11 protein-coding genes are annotated in these 16,271 nt (G+C 60.3%); 9 read left to right on the forward strand and 2 right to left on the reverse strand.

Annotated elements, in window-relative coordinates; genetic code table 11:
* The 8 genes from AX018_RS13775 to AX018_RS13805 all read left to right on the forward strand — a co-directional run bounded on the left by AX018_RS13775 (position 1) and on the right by AX018_RS13805 (position 12,433).
* Complete coding sequence (locus AX018_RS13775) at positions 1-795, forward strand: vWA domain-containing protein (RefSeq protein ID WP_111877967.1); 795 nt, start codon at positions 1-3, stop codon at positions 793-795.
* On the forward strand, positions 796-1,521 hold the full coding sequence (locus tag AX018_RS13780) for a PP2C family serine/threonine-protein phosphatase (protein ID WP_111877969.1): 726 nt from the start codon (positions 796-798) through the stop codon (positions 1,519-1,521).
* The gene (locus AX018_RS13785) at positions 1,502-2,935 is read left to right on the forward strand and encodes a protein kinase domain-containing protein (protein WP_111877972.1); all 1,434 of its coding nucleotides are present in this window, start codon (positions 1,502-1,504) and stop codon (positions 2,933-2,935) included. The genes AX018_RS13780 and AX018_RS13785 overlap by 20 nt, the downstream gene beginning before the upstream one ends.
* 4 nt (positions 2,936-2,939) lie before the next feature.
* Positions 2,940-6,275 (forward strand): DEAD/DEAH box helicase, encoded by a 3,336-nt coding sequence (locus AX018_RS13790; RefSeq protein ID WP_170146255.1) that lies wholly within the window; start codon positions 2,940-2,942, stop codon positions 6,273-6,275.
* Complete coding sequence (locus AX018_RS13795; protein WP_146749313.1) at positions 6,268-7,683, forward strand: hypothetical protein; 1,416 nt, start codon at positions 6,268-6,270, stop codon at positions 7,681-7,683. Before AX018_RS13790 ends, AX018_RS13795 begins: the two co-directional genes overlap by 8 nt.
* A gap of 94 nt (positions 7,684-7,777) precedes the next feature.
* Positions 7,778-10,111 carry an AAA family ATPase gene (locus AX018_RS13800; RefSeq protein WP_170146256.1) on the forward strand — a complete coding sequence of 778 codons (2,334 nt, stop codon included), beginning with the start codon at positions 7,778-7,780 and terminating at the stop codon, positions 10,109-10,111.
* Entirely contained in the window at positions 10,108-11,952 is a 1,845-nt protein-coding gene (locus tag AX018_RS24820) for a hypothetical protein (protein WP_146749314.1), read from the forward strand. Before AX018_RS13800 ends, AX018_RS24820 begins: the two co-directional genes overlap by 4 nt.
* A 118-nt stretch (positions 11,953-12,070) precedes the next feature.
* Positions 12,071-12,433, forward strand: coding sequence for a hypothetical protein (locus AX018_RS13805; RefSeq protein WP_111877983.1), 363 nt, complete (start codon positions 12,071-12,073; stop codon positions 12,431-12,433).
* A gap of 370 nt (positions 12,434-12,803) precedes the next feature.
* On the opposite strand, the gene AX018_RS24825 is transcribed toward AX018_RS13805, so the two are convergent.
* The gene (locus AX018_RS24825) at positions 12,804-14,174 is read right to left on the reverse strand and encodes a hypothetical protein (RefSeq protein ID WP_146749315.1); all 1,371 of its coding nucleotides are present in this window, start codon (positions 14,172-14,174) and stop codon (positions 12,804-12,806) included.
* Positions 14,171-15,961, reverse strand: coding sequence for a basic helix-loop-helix domain-containing protein (locus tag AX018_RS24830; RefSeq protein WP_146749316.1), 1,791 nt, complete (start codon positions 15,959-15,961; stop codon positions 14,171-14,173). The genes AX018_RS24825 and AX018_RS24830 overlap by 4 nt, the downstream gene beginning before the upstream one ends.
* Before the next feature lie 26 nt (positions 15,962-15,987).
* Between AX018_RS24830 and AX018_RS13815 the strand changes: the two genes are divergently transcribed.
* On the forward strand, positions 15,988-16,271 hold a 284-nt coding region (locus AX018_RS13815; RefSeq protein ID WP_211322433.1), incomplete at its 3' end, for a transposase.

A 16,271-nucleotide genomic window follows, 5' to 3' on the forward strand; every position in this document is an offset into this window, starting at 1 on the left:
ATGGCACTTGCCAAATTCCGCGAAGACATCGTGTCTCGCTTCCATCAAGCCACGGTGATTCGCGCCAAAGAGCATGACGCTTTGCTGGCGACCGAGGCTGAGCCCAAGGGCGCGCCAACCAAGCTGAAAGGCTTTGCCGCACCGGAACCTCGGCCATTGCCGGTGATCGTGCTGGCAGACACCAGCGGCAGCATGTCGGCGAACGGAAAGATCGACGCATTGAACGAGGCAATCAAGACCATGATCCTGAGCTTTGGGCGGGAAAGTCGCCTGCGTGCGGAGATCCAAGTGGGTCTGATCACGTTTGGGGGTGATGCCGCTCAAGCCCATGTGCCCTTGGTAGGCGCCAACCGAATCGAAGGTGTGGAGGCGCTCGGCGCACAGGGGCGCACGCCCATGGGTTCGGCTTTCGCGATGGCCCGCCAGTGGCTGGAAGACAAGGACATGGTCCCGTCGCGGGCATACAGGCCGGTCTTGGTGCTGGTGTCCGACGGAGCGCCCACGGACGACTGGCAAGGCCCCTTGCAGTCTTTGAAGGCCAGTGAACGGGGGCAGAAGGCCACACGCTTCGCCCTGGCGATTGGTGCAGATGCCGACCGGGCCATGCTGCGCCAGTTCACCAATGACCTGGAGGCGCCAGTGTTCGAAGCCGACGGCGCACGCGACATCGTCAAGTTCTTCCGTGCGGTCACGATGAGCGTGGTGGCTCGCTCCACAAGTGGATCGCCCAACACAGCCCTGCCCCTGAACGTGGGCGAAGATCTCGAGGATGACCTCGATCTGGACGCGCTCTAAATGCTGAGCGCCGTCGGTACGTCTGTGATCGGCCCAGCCCATGCCGAAGCGGACGAGTCAAGCCAAGACGCTTGCGGAGTCCGCGGCTGGCGTGGCGGATGGATTGCCTGCGTTGCGGATGGGCTGGGCAGCCGGTCCCAGAGTGGTATCGGGGCGCGGTACGCGGTGCGTGCGGCGCACCAGGTGCTGCGCCGCGAGCCGAATCACCAACAGGTGATGCGGGAACTGACGACGCGCATCTACCGAGCCTGGCTGCGTGCCGTAGGGCCGGACCGAGCCGACGCCGCAGCCACCACACTGCTCATCGCAGCCTGTACCGCCCAGGGGCAGGTGCGGACGTGGCAGTTGGGCGACGGCATGGTTTTGGTCCGATCGCAAGGCCAAGTGCGAGTGTTGACGCCGCCGAGAAGCGGCTTCGGCAATGAAACGCGCGCTATGGGCATCGATAAAGCCTGGAGCGCATGGTCTACACATGAGTTTGTACTGAGCCAGCCGGGTGACCAGGTGATCCTGATGACAGATGGCGTGGCCGATGACCTGGACGATCGGTCCTTGCACGCCTTTCCGCAGGCACTGCATCGCCACCTGTCTGGTCTGAGCCGCCGAAAGGCCCGACGGTGGCTGACTCACGAACTGACGCATTGGGGCACGCCAGGCCATTCAGACGACAAGAGCCTGGCGCTGATATTCAAGAAGGGGAGATGCCATGGCAACGGCTGGGCGTGAACCAAACCAAACGCACGAGCCCGTGCGCGAACAGAAGGTCTTCGACGACCGTGGGGGCGAGTACATATTGGGCGAGCGCCTTTCCAAAGGCGGACAGGGGACTATCGTCCGCATCAAGGGGAACGCCCGCCAGATCGTGAAGCTGGCTAACGCCAAAGCGAGCGACCCAGCCACATTGGCGTGGGCGCAGCAGGTGGCGCGAATCCGTTACCTGCCGGTTCAGGATCACGGCCTTCCTGTGGTGATGCCGTTGGCCTATATCAACAAACCACGGCCTGGCTACGTCATGGAGCTGATGGAGGGCTTGGTGCCGCTTGAGTCGCTCATGACGGAGTTCGACGAGGCCATGCGAGAAGGGCACGAGCTGCAGGGCTTCGTGCAGTCGGGTGGCCTGGGGCGCCGCCTTGCCCTGCTGGCGCAACTCGCCCGAGTGCTCGCCTCATTGCACGGCTTAGGTATTGCGCATGGCGATCTTTCGCCTAGGAACATCTTTGTCTCCAGCACACACACCCATTCCCAGGTGTGGCTCATTGACGTGGACAACCTTTGCTACGCCGTGCGCAACAGCAGCCTGCAGATCTACACGCCGGACTACGGTGCACCCGAGCTGCTGCGAGGAGACATGGGCGTCAGCACCTACACGGATATTTGGAGCTTTGCGGTCATTGCCTTCCAGTTGCTAACGCACCTGCACCCCCTTAAGAGCGGCATGCTGATCGATGACGACGCCGAGTTGGAAGCGGAGGCCTTGAAAGGTGGATATCCGTGGATCGATCACCCTGACGACGACCAGAATCGATCGGAGTCGGGCTTGGATCGGGCCCTCGTGTGCACGCCGGATTTGCAGCGCCTGTTCGACCAGTGCTTCCGCCAAGGTTTGAACGACCCGGCCGAGCGCCCCGTGATGGCCGAGTGGGCAGAGGCGTTCGAGGCTGCCGCAGCGATACAGATCCGTTGCGATCACCAAGAGCACTGCTGTGGCGGCACGTTCTATTGGAACCCAGCGCGCCGTTGCCCATTCTGTGCACAGGTCGCACCAGAGGATCACCAGGTTTTGCTCCGCCACTTTGTGGTGGCCGCCAAAGAAGACTTGCCCGAGAACGCAAAACCAGTGGACCGGTTGATCGCTTCAGGTTGGCAACAGGTGCTCAACGTCGGGCGCGGCGAGCTTCGCCTTGCGCCGCCAGGCAGTGCCGAGCATGCCCGAGCCGAGCCATTTATCGGGTTCAGTTTGGCGGGACGGCAGCTCTCATTGATCCCTAACGGCGGCATGCCTCTCGCTCTGCAATGGCGTGGCGCCCGCTTGGCCCAGCCGCTGCGGGCACACCATGACCTGCCTCGTAGCGGGCAGACTTACCTCCTCCATGTCGGCGACCGTCGCGCCACGCACGAGGCTTGGGGCTTTGAGTGGTGAGACGATGAAGCTGAGCGAATCACCTTTTCTCTCATCCGAGGTCCTCACAGCAGGGGTCGGTGACGGGTCGGCACCAGCCTCCGCTTGGACGGCGGGCGCTTCGGCCTTGCTGAGCGCAGAAGCCGACGCATGGATCCTGACCCAGGGGCAGAACTTGGCCTACCTGGAGCTCACATCTGGCTCCAAGGACCTGGATCAACGCGCCACGAACCCCGAGACCCGATGGGTGCTGCAGGACGCCCGGAAGGGTCAGGTCAGGATACGCTACTTCACGCCCCAGAAGACGCTGGCGCTGCCAGGGCTAGACATCCTCATCGACACCCGCGCTGTAGACCAAATGCGGCAATCGAGGCACATCGATTCGGATGATATCGCCGTGGCCGCCGCGTGGTTGAGCGAGGAGTTCGTCTGCAGCGATCCGCTGGATGGCGCCTGCATGGTGTTCTTGGCAATCTATGGATCGGATCGGAAGGGCCAAGTGCAGTTGGTCGGTAGGCGTTTCGCCTTGGACCTTCGCGAGGACGCGCAGGGCGCGCTTTGGTTCGAACGGCTGGCCCGACGCCCGAGGTCAGTGGAGCAACCGTTCACGCTGCTTTTGGCACAGGTTCGAATCACGGATGCAGCTGCCGATGTGAAGCCTGAGGGGGCCCGCCAGGCTGACACGTTGCGAGCCGCCGCGACGACGCCGGGTGGCTATCTGGACCTGTGGCGACTCTATGGGCAACGTGAGTGGGACCGCACCCTTCGTCGGGGCGCCCAGATCCAAGCGGTGCAGTACACCGGTGTGGTGCCGGTCAGCGCCGAGGGCGGGGGCTGGATCCTGCGGGGCGATCCGGCCCTGTTGCAGGCCTTCTGGAAGCGTTGGCAAGAGGAGACAGATGGCTCGGAACTGGCCGAGGTGGGCGAGACACCGCCAGACTGGAGTGTCGAGCGCGATCTGGAGGCGCCCGTGAGCAGGAAGAGGTCACCGATCAAGGGCACGATTTCTCTGGGCCAGGGCGAACTTGTACTCGACACCCAGGGCCGTGAGCCCCCGTTCCCTGGCTATGTGTACCTCTCCTTGGCCGGGCACCGGACACAGCATCTCCGTCGGATTCGTGCACGCCAAAGCATCGAGGGCGGGTATGGAGTGCCCGGCCTGAGTGCTTTGCTGCTGGACATCCCTCTCCCTCGGGTAAGGGCCTCAACACAACAACCCCTCACCCGCCACGTCCGCGAGACCTTTCATCAGGGTCGTCCGACGGAAAGGCAGATTGAGGCCTTGGATGTAGCCCTTAACACACCAGACGTGGCGCTCATCATTGGCCCGCCAGGTACGGGCAAGACTCAGGTGATCGCAGCACTGGAGCGTCGGCTGTCGGAGTTGAACGAAGGACAGGTCATTGCACAGGAGGTGTTGATCTCCAGCTTCCAGCACGACGCCGTCGAGAACGCGCTCGGCAGGTCCCGCGTCTATGGACTGCCGGCGATCAAGGTGGGAGGCCGGCGAGACCACGCCGGTGAGGATCCGCTGGCGGTATGGATCCACGAACAGGAAGCTGCCATCAGCGGAGTTCTGACCGAGTTGAAGCAAGCGCATCCGCACTACCACGCCTTCTCAGACTTACAGACCCTTACACGCAACCTGCTCATGTTGGGGTCCCCGCCAGAGCGCCGGGCAGCCGATCTTGACGCACTCGCAGGGCGGCTGGACGAGGTTGAGTGGCATGGCCAGATTCGGATGACTTACGAGTGGCGTCAGCGCTGGAGCAACCTGCGGGCCAAGGGCGTCGGTGTTGAGGGCGGCGCGACGGTTCCTGCTGAACGCAGGCTGGAGCTTCGGCGGACCGTACGCGCACTGCGCACGGACGCTGTGTCCTTCATGGACGACGGTCCAGAGCGCGCATCGAGTTTGCTCAACAAGGCTTCGAGCTATCCGGGCTGGCTGCAGTCTGAGGAACTGGCCACGCTTGAGGAAGCTGAGTTGGCCCTTGAGGCTGACGAGATGTTGCTACAGGCTCTGGAGAGTCTGCAGATGCGGCTCCTCGACCGTCTGATGGACGAGCGAAGGTCGCTGGCTCAACGCAATCGGCTTCCTGATGAGTTAAGGGACTTGCTGAAAGAACTTCAAGCTCAGCTTGCGAGAGCAGTGGTCAACTCCGACTGGGGCTTGGTTGCAGCCATAGAGCGGTACCAGGAGGCGCTGGAGGTTCAACCTCGGCGAGTCCAGCAAGCTGTGGAGACCTACAGCAGTGTCGTTGGAGCCACCTGCCAGCAAGCGGTCAGTCGACAGATGGCGCTGCTCAAAGATGGGAGCGAAGACGCCATTTCCGGGCTACGATTCGGCAGCGTGGTGGTTGATGAGGCGGCCCGTGCGAACCCGCTGGACCTGTTCATCCCGATGGCTCTAGCTAGGCGTAGGGTTGTTCTGGTAGGTGATCCACGGCAGTTGCCTCATCTGCTGGACGCTGAGATCGAGGAAGAGATCCGAACAGAACGTGGCGACCAAGTGGCGAGCGCCACCTACCAGCAAAGCTTGTTTGAAAGACTGTGGCGGCAGTTTGAGCGCCGTAAGTCCATCGATGGGATCAACCGTGTGGTGATGCTGGACCAGCAATTCCGTATGCATCCCAGGCTGGGCGACTTTGTCAGCAAGCACTTTTATGAGAAGGCGGGCCTCGGGCGCGTCCACTCGGGAAGACCAGCGTCGGACTTCACACTCACCTTGCCTGACTTCGGGCGCGCAGTCGCTGCTTGGATGGATGTGCCGGCGTCAGAGGGATCGGAAGGGCGTCCATCTGCAGGAAGCCGTACCCGTGTTCGAGATGCAGAGGCCAAGCGGGTCGCGTTGCTGGTGAAGCGCCTACTCCAACAACTGCCGGAGGACGCCAGCATCGGGGTCATCACCTTCTACTCGGGCCAGCGGGACGCCATCTGCAAAGCCTTGAGCAGTGGCCAACAGCCGGTGATGAAGTGGGTCGATGGCGTCTGGCGGCCCCGTGAGTCCTTTGCTCAACTGCCCAACGGTGGCGAGCGGTTCCGCGTTGGGACAGTTGACGCCTTTCAGGGCAAGGAATTCGACGTCGTTTTGCTCTCTACTGTTCGTTCAAACGCACGGCAGGTTGAAATACCTTCGCCAGAAGCCGAGGCGGCAGAGCGCGATCGCTTTGAATTGCAGGCTAGCAGCCGCTATGGCCACTTGCGCACGCCGAATCGCCTCAATGTTGCGATGAGCCGCCAGCGCAGAATGCTCATCGCGGTGGGTGACCGCGCCATGTTTGAAGACCCCATTGCAGAGTCGTGCGTGCCCGAAATGCATGCGTTCCTCGCCTTCTGTGACGAGGAGGCGCGCCGTGGCTGAGACCTACCTGCTCTGGGGACGTCGGGCTGGGGCGCGTCGTGCCGATCTGCTGTGGCCGGTTGAGATCCACGCTGTTCAGGTGCCCGCATTTGGTTTGGAGATCAACCTGTTTCAGGAGGTGCTGCTGCGCTTGCTGCAGACGGGCGTCAAGGATCTGGACGAATTGGCCAAGCATTCGGCATTGGACCGACAGTTGGTGGCGTTCATCCTGGCGAAAGAACTGCAGCCATACCGTTGGATCGACCATCGATTCGACCTGACTGAGGACGGCGTGGCCGCTTTGGAAGGCCGCGCTCCTGCGGCCGGTGCGGAACTGGTGACGTTCGCGTTCTGGGACCTGGTGTCTGCCCGCTGGATGCCCTTCTTGAGTGAGCGTCCTCCGGAGATCTTCCCGGTGGATGAGACTGCGCAGCGCCCTCGCTTTCTGGTTGATCGCGATTCGGGGCGCCAGGTCTCGCCGTTTGTTTTGCGGCGGCCTACGGGAGAACGGAAGGCGCAACGAGAGGCGCTTGCACCAGCACTGAAGCAGTTCCAGCGTGAGCATGCCCGCGACGACGAAGTTGTTGCGGACTATTCGGCGCTGCAGTTTCTTGACGATGCGCCACAAGTCGGGCGTGTTTGGATTCAGGCATTCGTGGTGGATGGGGACCTACACCCTTGGCTGGTGACTGACCCGTTCCACCCAGATCGGCCCGACAGAGCCATGCGTGAAGCTCTGGCCGAGCTGGTTCAAGGGGATCCGCGGTTGCAGGATTGGCTGGGGCAGCGGCTCGCTCTTCGTATTGAGGCATCAGACGTGCATGACGACGAGTTGGAAGCGACTTTGCGCCTGGAGTCGCAGGTGTCTGAGCTCATCCCGCCGAGCCAGGATCTAGCAGTAGAACTGATCAGGGAGTACACGGCCAGGGTCTTGCGGCTGGTCCAGCGGCTGCGAGGCAGTGCGGTCGCTCTGCCTGAGGACCTGTCCAGTGCTGTAGTGCACAGCGGGAGTTGCCTGGAGGCCTTGTTGCAGTGGATGTTGCTGCGCTGGCCGGCTGACGCAGCGGAGTGGCCGGACCGCTGGGGCCGACGAGAGTTGAAAGGTTGGTTGGCGGCGCTTCCACTCGCTAACCCGCTCAGCGGGGATGGCGTTCGCGCGTTGGAGTCGCAGTCGAGCAAGTCCGTGTTGCAAGCAGCTTCGAGCCGCAATCAACCCATGAAGGCGCTGCTGGTCGCCGCGCTCTTGTCCACCCAGCAGCACGAATCGCATCCGCTTCGGCGAGCTCCGATCAACGCACTGGACTGGAACTTGGTCGGCCTGCGCAACAAGGGCGGACACGCCACGAGCGTCCGCCTCCAGCGCGACCCAGTACTCGACTTCGCAGAGATGTCCCTTCGCTGGGTCGAGCTCTTCAAGAATCACTACTAATTTCAGCAGAATGTCGAAGAAGCACAAGAACCTTCCCCCATCTCGACCAAGAGCGCAGGGCGCGATAGCTCCAGCCGGAGCCCTCACGAGACTGTTGGCCACCCAGCAATCAGCCAGCACTTTGCTGGGTGACCGGGCTCCGGCCTGGAATGAAGTGGAGGTGTTGGCACTTCGTGATGCGATAGCGCATGAGCAGCAGAGTCGCTTCGATGCCGTCATCGAGAACCAGCTATGCGCACTGGGGAAGGCGATGCAGGAGGCGCTTCAAGCAGCATCGCACCGTGAGGTAGAGGCCGCCATGAAGTTACAACGACTGAATCAGCAAGAGCAGGAGCAACTGGCCTCTCAGGGCGCTGCTAGGGCCAAGCTGGATGAGCAGCAGAAGGAGTTGAAGGCCCGCAGCGTGGAGCTTGACCAGCTGCAGGCAAGCTTGCGGACTCGGGAGCTACATGCTGATCAGAAAGAGCGTGCACTTGCCAAGCTCCAGCTAGATCTGGACGCGAAGGAGGACCTGCTGAGACAGGGGCTCGTGCAAGAGGAAGTGTCCATGCTCCGGTCGGTCAAGGATCAGTTGGCGCAATTGCGGCATGAGCGGGACACGCTGAAGCTGTCTATTGATGTTGAGCGTGAGCAGCTGATGGAAGCGGCGCGGCGAGACGCTGCTCGAATCGTCGAAGAGGCGATGTCTCAGAAGACGCATTGGGAGCAACGAATCGCCGAGATTGCGGCGCGGGACGCGGAACTCGAAAAGGCTGGCTCGCTCTTGACCGAGCGCGAGAAGCGCCTGCAGGCCCGACGCCAGTCGCTCGCAAGCGAGGTGCAGGCGCGCGTGGACGAGGTAGTGGCAGACAGTCGTGCCGACAAGGAGCGTATCAAGGTGCAACTCGATCAGGCCAATGGCGAGATCCAACGCCTAGAAACAGCGTTAAGCAGCTTGCGAGAGGCCCAGCGGCGATCTGGAGGAGATCCGGCACGCCTGGCGAGTGAACTGCGACAGGCCAATGAGCAACTTGATCAACGCGAAGAGGAGCTAGCGCAGCTTCGGGCCTCTCTGGAGCGAGGAGATCCAGTGGCACTGAAGAAGCGTGCCGATGACCTGCAAGAACAACTGACCCAAAGGCAAGCCGAGCTTGCCGCTTTGCAGGCCGAGAAGCATCGCTGGGAGCTGTCAGTCATTGAACGGCAGAACTGGGAGCGGACGCGTCTGGTGATGGAGAGTAGCCGCCGACTACTGGACGAGCAGGTTGAGCAACTGCAGAGCCAAGTCAATGATCTGACCAATCGGCAACAGGCTGCATCCATCTTCCCCGAGTTGGACCGGATGGATCGGAAGTTCACCGTTCCGGTCCACACCGAGCCTGTCAGGGACCTGAAGAAATTCACCTCTGATCTGCGCAGCGCCATGTCGTACGCTGGCGAGCGCGGGGTGCTGAAGTTCCGAGAGCAAGATGTGCAGCTCTTCGTGGGCGGGCTGGCGATGAGCCAGTTGCACATCCTTCAGGGCATCAGCGGCACCGGCAAGACAAGCCTGGCGACAGCCTTCGCGAAGGCTATAGGTGCCGATTTGACGGTGATTGCCGTGCAGGCAGGTTGGCGCGAGCGCGCCGATCTCCTAGGCTATTTCAACGCTTTCGATCGAAAGTTCTACGAGCTCAAGACGCTACAGGCCATCTATCGGGCTCAAACACCGCAAGACCAGGATCGGCTGCATGTGGTGCTGCTGGACGAGATGAACCTGTCCCGGCCAGAGCAGTACTTTGCCGACTTCTTGTCCGCTCTGGAGGGAGAGGGAGTGGCGCGCAACATCCGGCTCGTGGACAACCGGATCGAGAACGCACCACGGGCCTTGATCGACGGACGCGATCTGGCATTGCCTAAGAATGTCTGGTTCATCGGGACGGCCAACCAAGATGAGACGACGAACGCGTTCGCGGACAAGACCTACGACCGATCGTTTGTGATGGAAGTTCATCGACCGGGAGGCGATATCACCGACGCGAAACGCCCATCCCACAAGCGGACTGTGTCAGTTGGCAGCCTGCTAACTGCGTTCGATGACGCTGAGGCTGCTGCTGGCGAGCGTAGCCGCACGCAACTTGCAAAGCTGAATGAGAGCGGCTTGGCCGGCACCTTAGCGGGCGAGTTCACGACTGGGTGGGGTTCACGTCTGGAGCGTCAATGGCAGCGGTTTGTGCCCGTGGTCGTCGCTGCGGGCGGAAACGAGGAGATGGCGATCGACCACCTGCTTCACACTCGGGTCATCCGTGATGGCAAGGTGACAGGGCGCCATGACATCACGCAGCAACAACTGGAGTCGGTAGCTGAGGATTTGCAGGAACTGTGGATGGACCTGGAGCTTTCCGGTCAACCACAGAATTGCCTCGATGCCTTGGAGCGCGACAAGCGACGTCTGGAGCGCGGTGGGTGAAAGTCTACGATCTCGTAACCGGCGAGGAAGTTGAACTTCCCAGCGCTGCGATTCCAAGTGGCCGATATCGCGTAACTCAACCCTGTCTCCTCAACGGTGAAGTCAAGCTCTCGCGTGGCGCCGTTCTGTGGCGAACAGGACCGGGCACTGCATCACTGGCTCCGGAGGACCAACCCAAACAACGAGTGTCCATTCGATTTGTACACGCACCCGGGCAGTCGACGGCGCACGATGTCATCGACTTGTCGATTGCCGCAGTTGTCGAGTCATGGTCTCCCGAGGTTGATACCACCAGCCTGCCTTCGCCATTGCTACCCGCTGTGCTCCGGGATCGCATGGAACTGATGTTTCCCGAGCCCGATCTGGAGCGAGCGCTGGCGACGGGGCAATGGGATGAGATTGCTGTCCGACCCAGGCTAGACATGCACTACGTCCCGGAGACCTTGCCTGTTGCCCGTGCCAAGCGTGTGCAGGCCTCGGCCGTGGAACACCTCTCTCAGCACTCAGAGCTCTGGGCGCGGCGCAGCATCAGTGGAGTTGTTCCCTCGAAGGTGCTGGCACGGGTGTCTGAGGATGATTACGCGATCTACGAGAACGTTGTCTTTGCGCGCCTTCTAGACAGCTGTTCGCACTGGCTGAACGGGCGCATCGCAGAAGTCCGCGCGATCGCAGACGGCCAAAGCACGGCGATTCAGTTTGAGAAGAGCGATGAAAGGCACCGGCTGCTCATAAAACGAATCTGTGCCTTGTGGGGGGAGGCATGGTTCAGCGAAGCTGAAGACACTCAGGCAACGCGTGAGACGTTAGAGCGATTGGAGCAGATGAGGTCCCACGTTGAGCGGCTCCGGCGTGCAGGCGTCTACAAGCGTGTGCCGCGCTCGGCCAAGGTGTCGCTCCGGCTACGTCCAACCAACATCTTCCAGTACGACAGGCGCTACCGAGAGTTACGGCCGCTTTGGGATGCCTTTGCCTCCGCAAGTACCACGGATCGTGCGAGCGAATCGGAACGATACCAATCGGTCGCAGCGAGGCACGCTGCCTTTCGCAACTATGTGCTCTTATTGCTGTGTCATGCACTACGCGATATGGGGGCTACTAGGATCACCAGCACGAGACTCAGCTTCCATGTCGGGCCATGGGATCTCGAGATTGACGCCGAAGATATCGGCGAGGTTCGCATCCAGCTTTTTGCCTGCGGCGCGTTGTTGCGATCAAGAACCTTGGTGATTCTCCTGACCAAGGAGGACGAAGTGGTATGCCGCGCCCCGAATCGATCCATCCTGTACGCTGCAGATCTGACGACTGCAAGCGCGATCGAAAGCTGTGACGAAGACCCTGGAGTCCTGAACCCGTTTCGATTCTTTGCTGTCGAGCGCATTCGGCAGATTTTAGAGAAGGATCTCAGCTCGCTTTTCCTCGACCAGTATCCGCCTACCGTCGGACGAGTGCCCCGCCACGTTCTCGACAGGCTAAGTGAACCTGAGGTCGCCGTCCTTAGCACTGCTGGCGACAGGTTGGTGGTCTTGCCAAGTGCGAAAGCGCCAGCTGCAGTTCAGTACAGATGGGTCTCTGACGCGTGCGCAGGTAACCTAGAGACCGCGTCCCGTTTGAAGTATGCGATTGGCCTTGGTCAGTGGTTAATTCGTTGCCGCGCTTGTGGCGTCAGCGCAAGTGGGCCGGACATATCGGCGGATGATCGTGCGCTGCGTCTGGTCTGCCCCTCATGCCGACTGGAAACTACACTGAGGACATCGCCAGTTCGAAGCATGAGGACTCGGTTTACTGACTGGGGAACTGGTTTCGATCTTTGTGGCGGCGTGGAGGTGGACCTTCCGGCATGAAGCAAGTACAAACTCACATCAGATCATTGGATCCTTGCCGCCTTCGCCGCCAACTCAGACTGACGCCCGGCGTACTGAACCCAGGGAGCCTCGCTCCGACTTCCGGTAGCCTGTTGGCATGCCCACCGAAGATCTCAGCGCCTTCCTGCGCCGCCAATCCGCTTTAGTCCTCGCAGACATCCTCATCGAGCTTGCGCATGACCATCCGGACCTGCACAAGCGCCTGCAGCGTCTGCAACTCTCCGACAGCGCCAGCAAGCTAGCGGCCGCGTTCAAGAAGGCGCTAGCCGACTGCAACCGCTCGCAGAAGTATCACGACTACAAGTCGGTCGGCGCTTTTGCGGCCATCTCCCGCCGTGAGAAGCCGATAACTTGTCAATGGCAGCGTGTTGATCGGCGCCCTGGCAGGTGCGTCGCGCGAGGTGAGTTGGGCGTCGAGGCAATATCCCTGAAAGAGGCGCTGGAGCCCATATGGGCCTAAGCGTCAGATCAAGGCCGTGTACACGCCCGCGGCGTTGAGCGGGGCTCCGGGCTCAGTGCAACCTCTAGACAAGGCAGGATAGACAGTCGCCACGCGGGGGTTGAAGGTCCACGCTCGGGGCGCTAGGAGCCCCAGCAACGCTGCGGATACGAGATCGCAGCGCAAAGCCGCTCTTGCGTCGCCTACTCAAAGGCCTTTGAGAGCAGGGGGTGCATGTGCAAAAGCGCGTGTCGCCCGTGTTTGGCACTTTCTCGCCAGCTCGTTCCACGTGCTAAGGCGTTCCTCCAGACGTCACGGAGGGGTGCGATGCGCCGTTGATCCATGTGCCACTCGATCAGTGCCGCAGACTGCAGCAGTTGCTCACAGCACCCTATTTCTTTGAGCCGTCATCAAGAGACTCCATAAAACCAGCCGCCGCGTCGAGCATTCCGTTCAGGGTTCGTGGCTTACGGGTCTTCTGCAGCTTGATGACCTGCGCAATCGGCTCGGGCTTGGGATTTGCGGTTTTGTTGATGTAGGCAATGGCGTCGCGCTCTTGCCTGTTCATAGATGCCTGGACCGTTCTGAGTGCCACAGTCGCCTGTCTAGCTGCGCGAAGCTGATCTTCAAAAACCTCAGCTTCGGCCTGTACTTCTGGTCCATCGAATGGGCATAGGAGATCTTTGCGGAGGCTTGTCTTCTGCCCGGCGTGAGCTATGAGGAGATTGACATCATCTCTTGCAGTCGCGTACCTGACCGAATTGAAGGCTTGGCGCACATGAGCCCAAGACGCTTTAGGAGAACCAGCGCTCCGAGCCCTCCAATAGCTGAGTACCAGCAAATTCACGAGAAGACGCTTCAGCCCTGCACAGAGATTCCACAGTTCGACCCGATGATCCACCAGGGAAAAACTCACCGCTTCATCAAGCACAACCTGATAGGCAGACAGCAGTGCAACCCAGTCCTCTGAGGCAGAAGGGTCCGGCAAAAGCACAACTGGTCGGCTAAGCAGCCGCTGTATGGACTCAGGAGGGCGGCTGCGCAGCTTCCATCCCAAGGAATAATTGGCTATGACAAACCATGGCACCTGCAGTTGGGCAAGTGCAAGGAGGGTCCTCGTAATGAGCGTGCTGGCAGCAGCTGATTGGGTCATGAACTGTGTTTCATCGCCACCGAACAGGCACACGCCAGACACCCGCATCCAGCGGGCACACTCCCATCCCAACTCTTCTTGGCCGATCTTGACCTTGCCCACCGCAGTCCCCGGGCTTGCAAAAGTACGCAGCACGGCTGAAACGCTGCCCTTCTGTCCAACCACACAGTCGACGTAGTCGATGAGTGGCACCGGAGGGTGGGCGGCATCCAGACTGATTTTCCTGTTCCCATTCAGTATCCTCTGAATCGCCAGCCGAAGTCGGGTCTTACCGACACCCGCCAGGCCGGTGATGAAGGACGGCGGCGTCCCGTCACTTGGCGCAACGCCTGAGTACGCAGCAGCCAACGCTGCACCCGGGCTTTTGTACACGACCCTGGAGTGAGACAGTGCCCGCTCTATTTCGGCGCGGATGGCTTTTTCCAGTTGGACTGTGACTAGCAGTACTTCTTTGAGTCCACATTCCACCTTCTGGCAGGCCTCCTCCACTCCGACCGACATGAGGTTCTCAACAGGAAGACCATGTGATTCCGCCCGGTCTTTGATCACGCCGGGGGCGAGTGCATCTTCGTAGCGGCTCGTATAGATTGAGGAGTCCGCCAAAATCATGCGGCCCTCCTTCCGTGAACGCTTTGCTGAGCCTCGTCGTGCTCCTGGCGAGCGGTGGCAGTTCCACGCTTGGGCCGCCCAGCGACACGACTCCCCGACTTCAGCTCCATTCCTGTCTGTTCTAGGTAGTCCTCATTCAATAGCAGCTTCTTTGCGGCGCGGTGCCTGCGTTCCGTCGCCTCCCAGGCTTGCATGTGCTCGGCGTATTCGACGGCTTCTCCGAGGGACATGTGTTTTACCTCCTCGCCCACTGGAATCGGATAGCGAACATCCAACTCAATCAGTTTGCTCTTCCAGTCGAACCAGACGTAACGGATACAAGCAGACAGGACGAAGACGTTTACTTTCACATCTTGCCCGCCTGCTACCGACGAAAGAGCTCTCTCAAACTCAGGAGTTTTCGAGTAGTAATTCCGACCTGCCACTACAACCCCCCCGCGCGTCAGCTTGCCTGGAACCACATCCAGATACGCGCGAACAGCATCATCAAATCCAACCTGTACTGAGTTGTTGCGTCCTACCGAGTCGAGCGCCTCCCAAATGCCATTGGGCGTCAAGCGATTGACTCGTGGAGCTAAGTCAGGATCCACACGGTTCGCAACGATTGTGGTTTCATTGAACTGGATAGCCATCCCAAACTCACGACGTGCAAGCTCAATGGTCTTCATATTGGAGCGCTTGAACGACGGCGCCTCATCGTCGTGGCGCTTCTTTGGGTTTGATGTCTCAACCAATGCCTTACTTTGCCCCGCATAGGACGGGGCAGATTCACGGATAACCGGTTGAAAGTCTTCGATCCTTGATAGCGCTCCCGCAGTCGCTCCGGCGCCACGATCCGTGATGTCATAGGGCGATACCCCCTTCCCAGAATCGGTGATCCGCAGGCCGAGGAGACGCCCATACACACGAAAACCGACTGCCTCGCAGAAGGTCGCCATCCTGTAAGCAGCCGCGAGCTCACGGCCATATGCGAAACCGATCCCGGTCTTTTTTCCTGAAGCTGTATCTCTCTTCGTCACGACAACAACTTGCTTCAGGTCACTTCCTTCGACATAGCCTTTGGGGAGGTCTTGCACAAAGTAGGCATCTGCCTCGACACGTTGCATCAAATTCCAGCTCGACTCAGTGAAACTACCGCGGTAAGGCTCTACATTTGACCTGACACGGTTTCGCCCCCACTTGGCCTCTTTCACTTGGCTGCGTGGAAAGCGCTTGAGCACATAGTAGAAATATGTAGCTTGCGTTGGGAATCCCTCCCCCATTGGGTGGAAGAACTCCGCGACTTGCTTTCCATTCCTTTCGGTCAGCCGAGAATGGCATCCAAAGTACCTCTTCATCGCTTTGGCGTAGATCTCCTCATCGGTAATCCCGATTCCAGCAAGGGCGCTGTAGGATTTGAGAATCCGATCGTGCATGTCCGCCGTGGTATTGAAGCCATACTCCTTGCCTTCAGCGCTAGGCGCTCCGCGCTTCGCTTTCGACGGCGTATTGAGCCGATCCCAACGACCTATCTCGTGGGTGGGGTAGTGCAAGGCATATCGATTTCTACCAAAGGCAAGATAGGTAAACAGCCAGAGACGAACACGCGACTCATTCTGCTTGGGCTGCTGGGAACGTGCATGTCTATTGATGATTTGCTCGGTGTTCTCCGAATCGAGGATGCTCTCAATGTCAGGTAACAGACCATAGAAGCTACCAATCTTGTCGTCGATGCGGTCTCTATGTCGCTTTGCTGGATTGACTCGCGCTGCATCGACTGCTTCAAGGGGCTTTGTTGCACAAATCACCCCGGCCACACCGGTAGACTGAAGGCGTGACGGAAGCAAAGAGCGAGAGGCGGACCAAGTACCGCACGACGAACTGGAAAGCCTACAACGCAGCGCTGAAGGCGCGAGGATCGTTGACGATGTGGCTGGATGAAGGCATGCAGTGGCTTGGCAAGCCGAACGGCAAGCGCGGGCGCAGCCCGACGTTCTCGGACGCAGCCATCCAGTTTTGCTTGAGCATCAAGTGCCTGTTCGGCCAGCCCCTGCGGCAGGCGCTGGGCATGGTGGACAGCCTGCTGCGGCTGGCCAAGCTGGACTGGCCGGTGCCGGA

It is taken from the genome of Paracidovorax anthurii (assembly GCF_003269065.1).
GTDB classification, from domain to species: domain Bacteria; phylum Pseudomonadota; class Gammaproteobacteria; order Burkholderiales; family Burkholderiaceae_C; genus Paracidovorax; species Paracidovorax anthurii.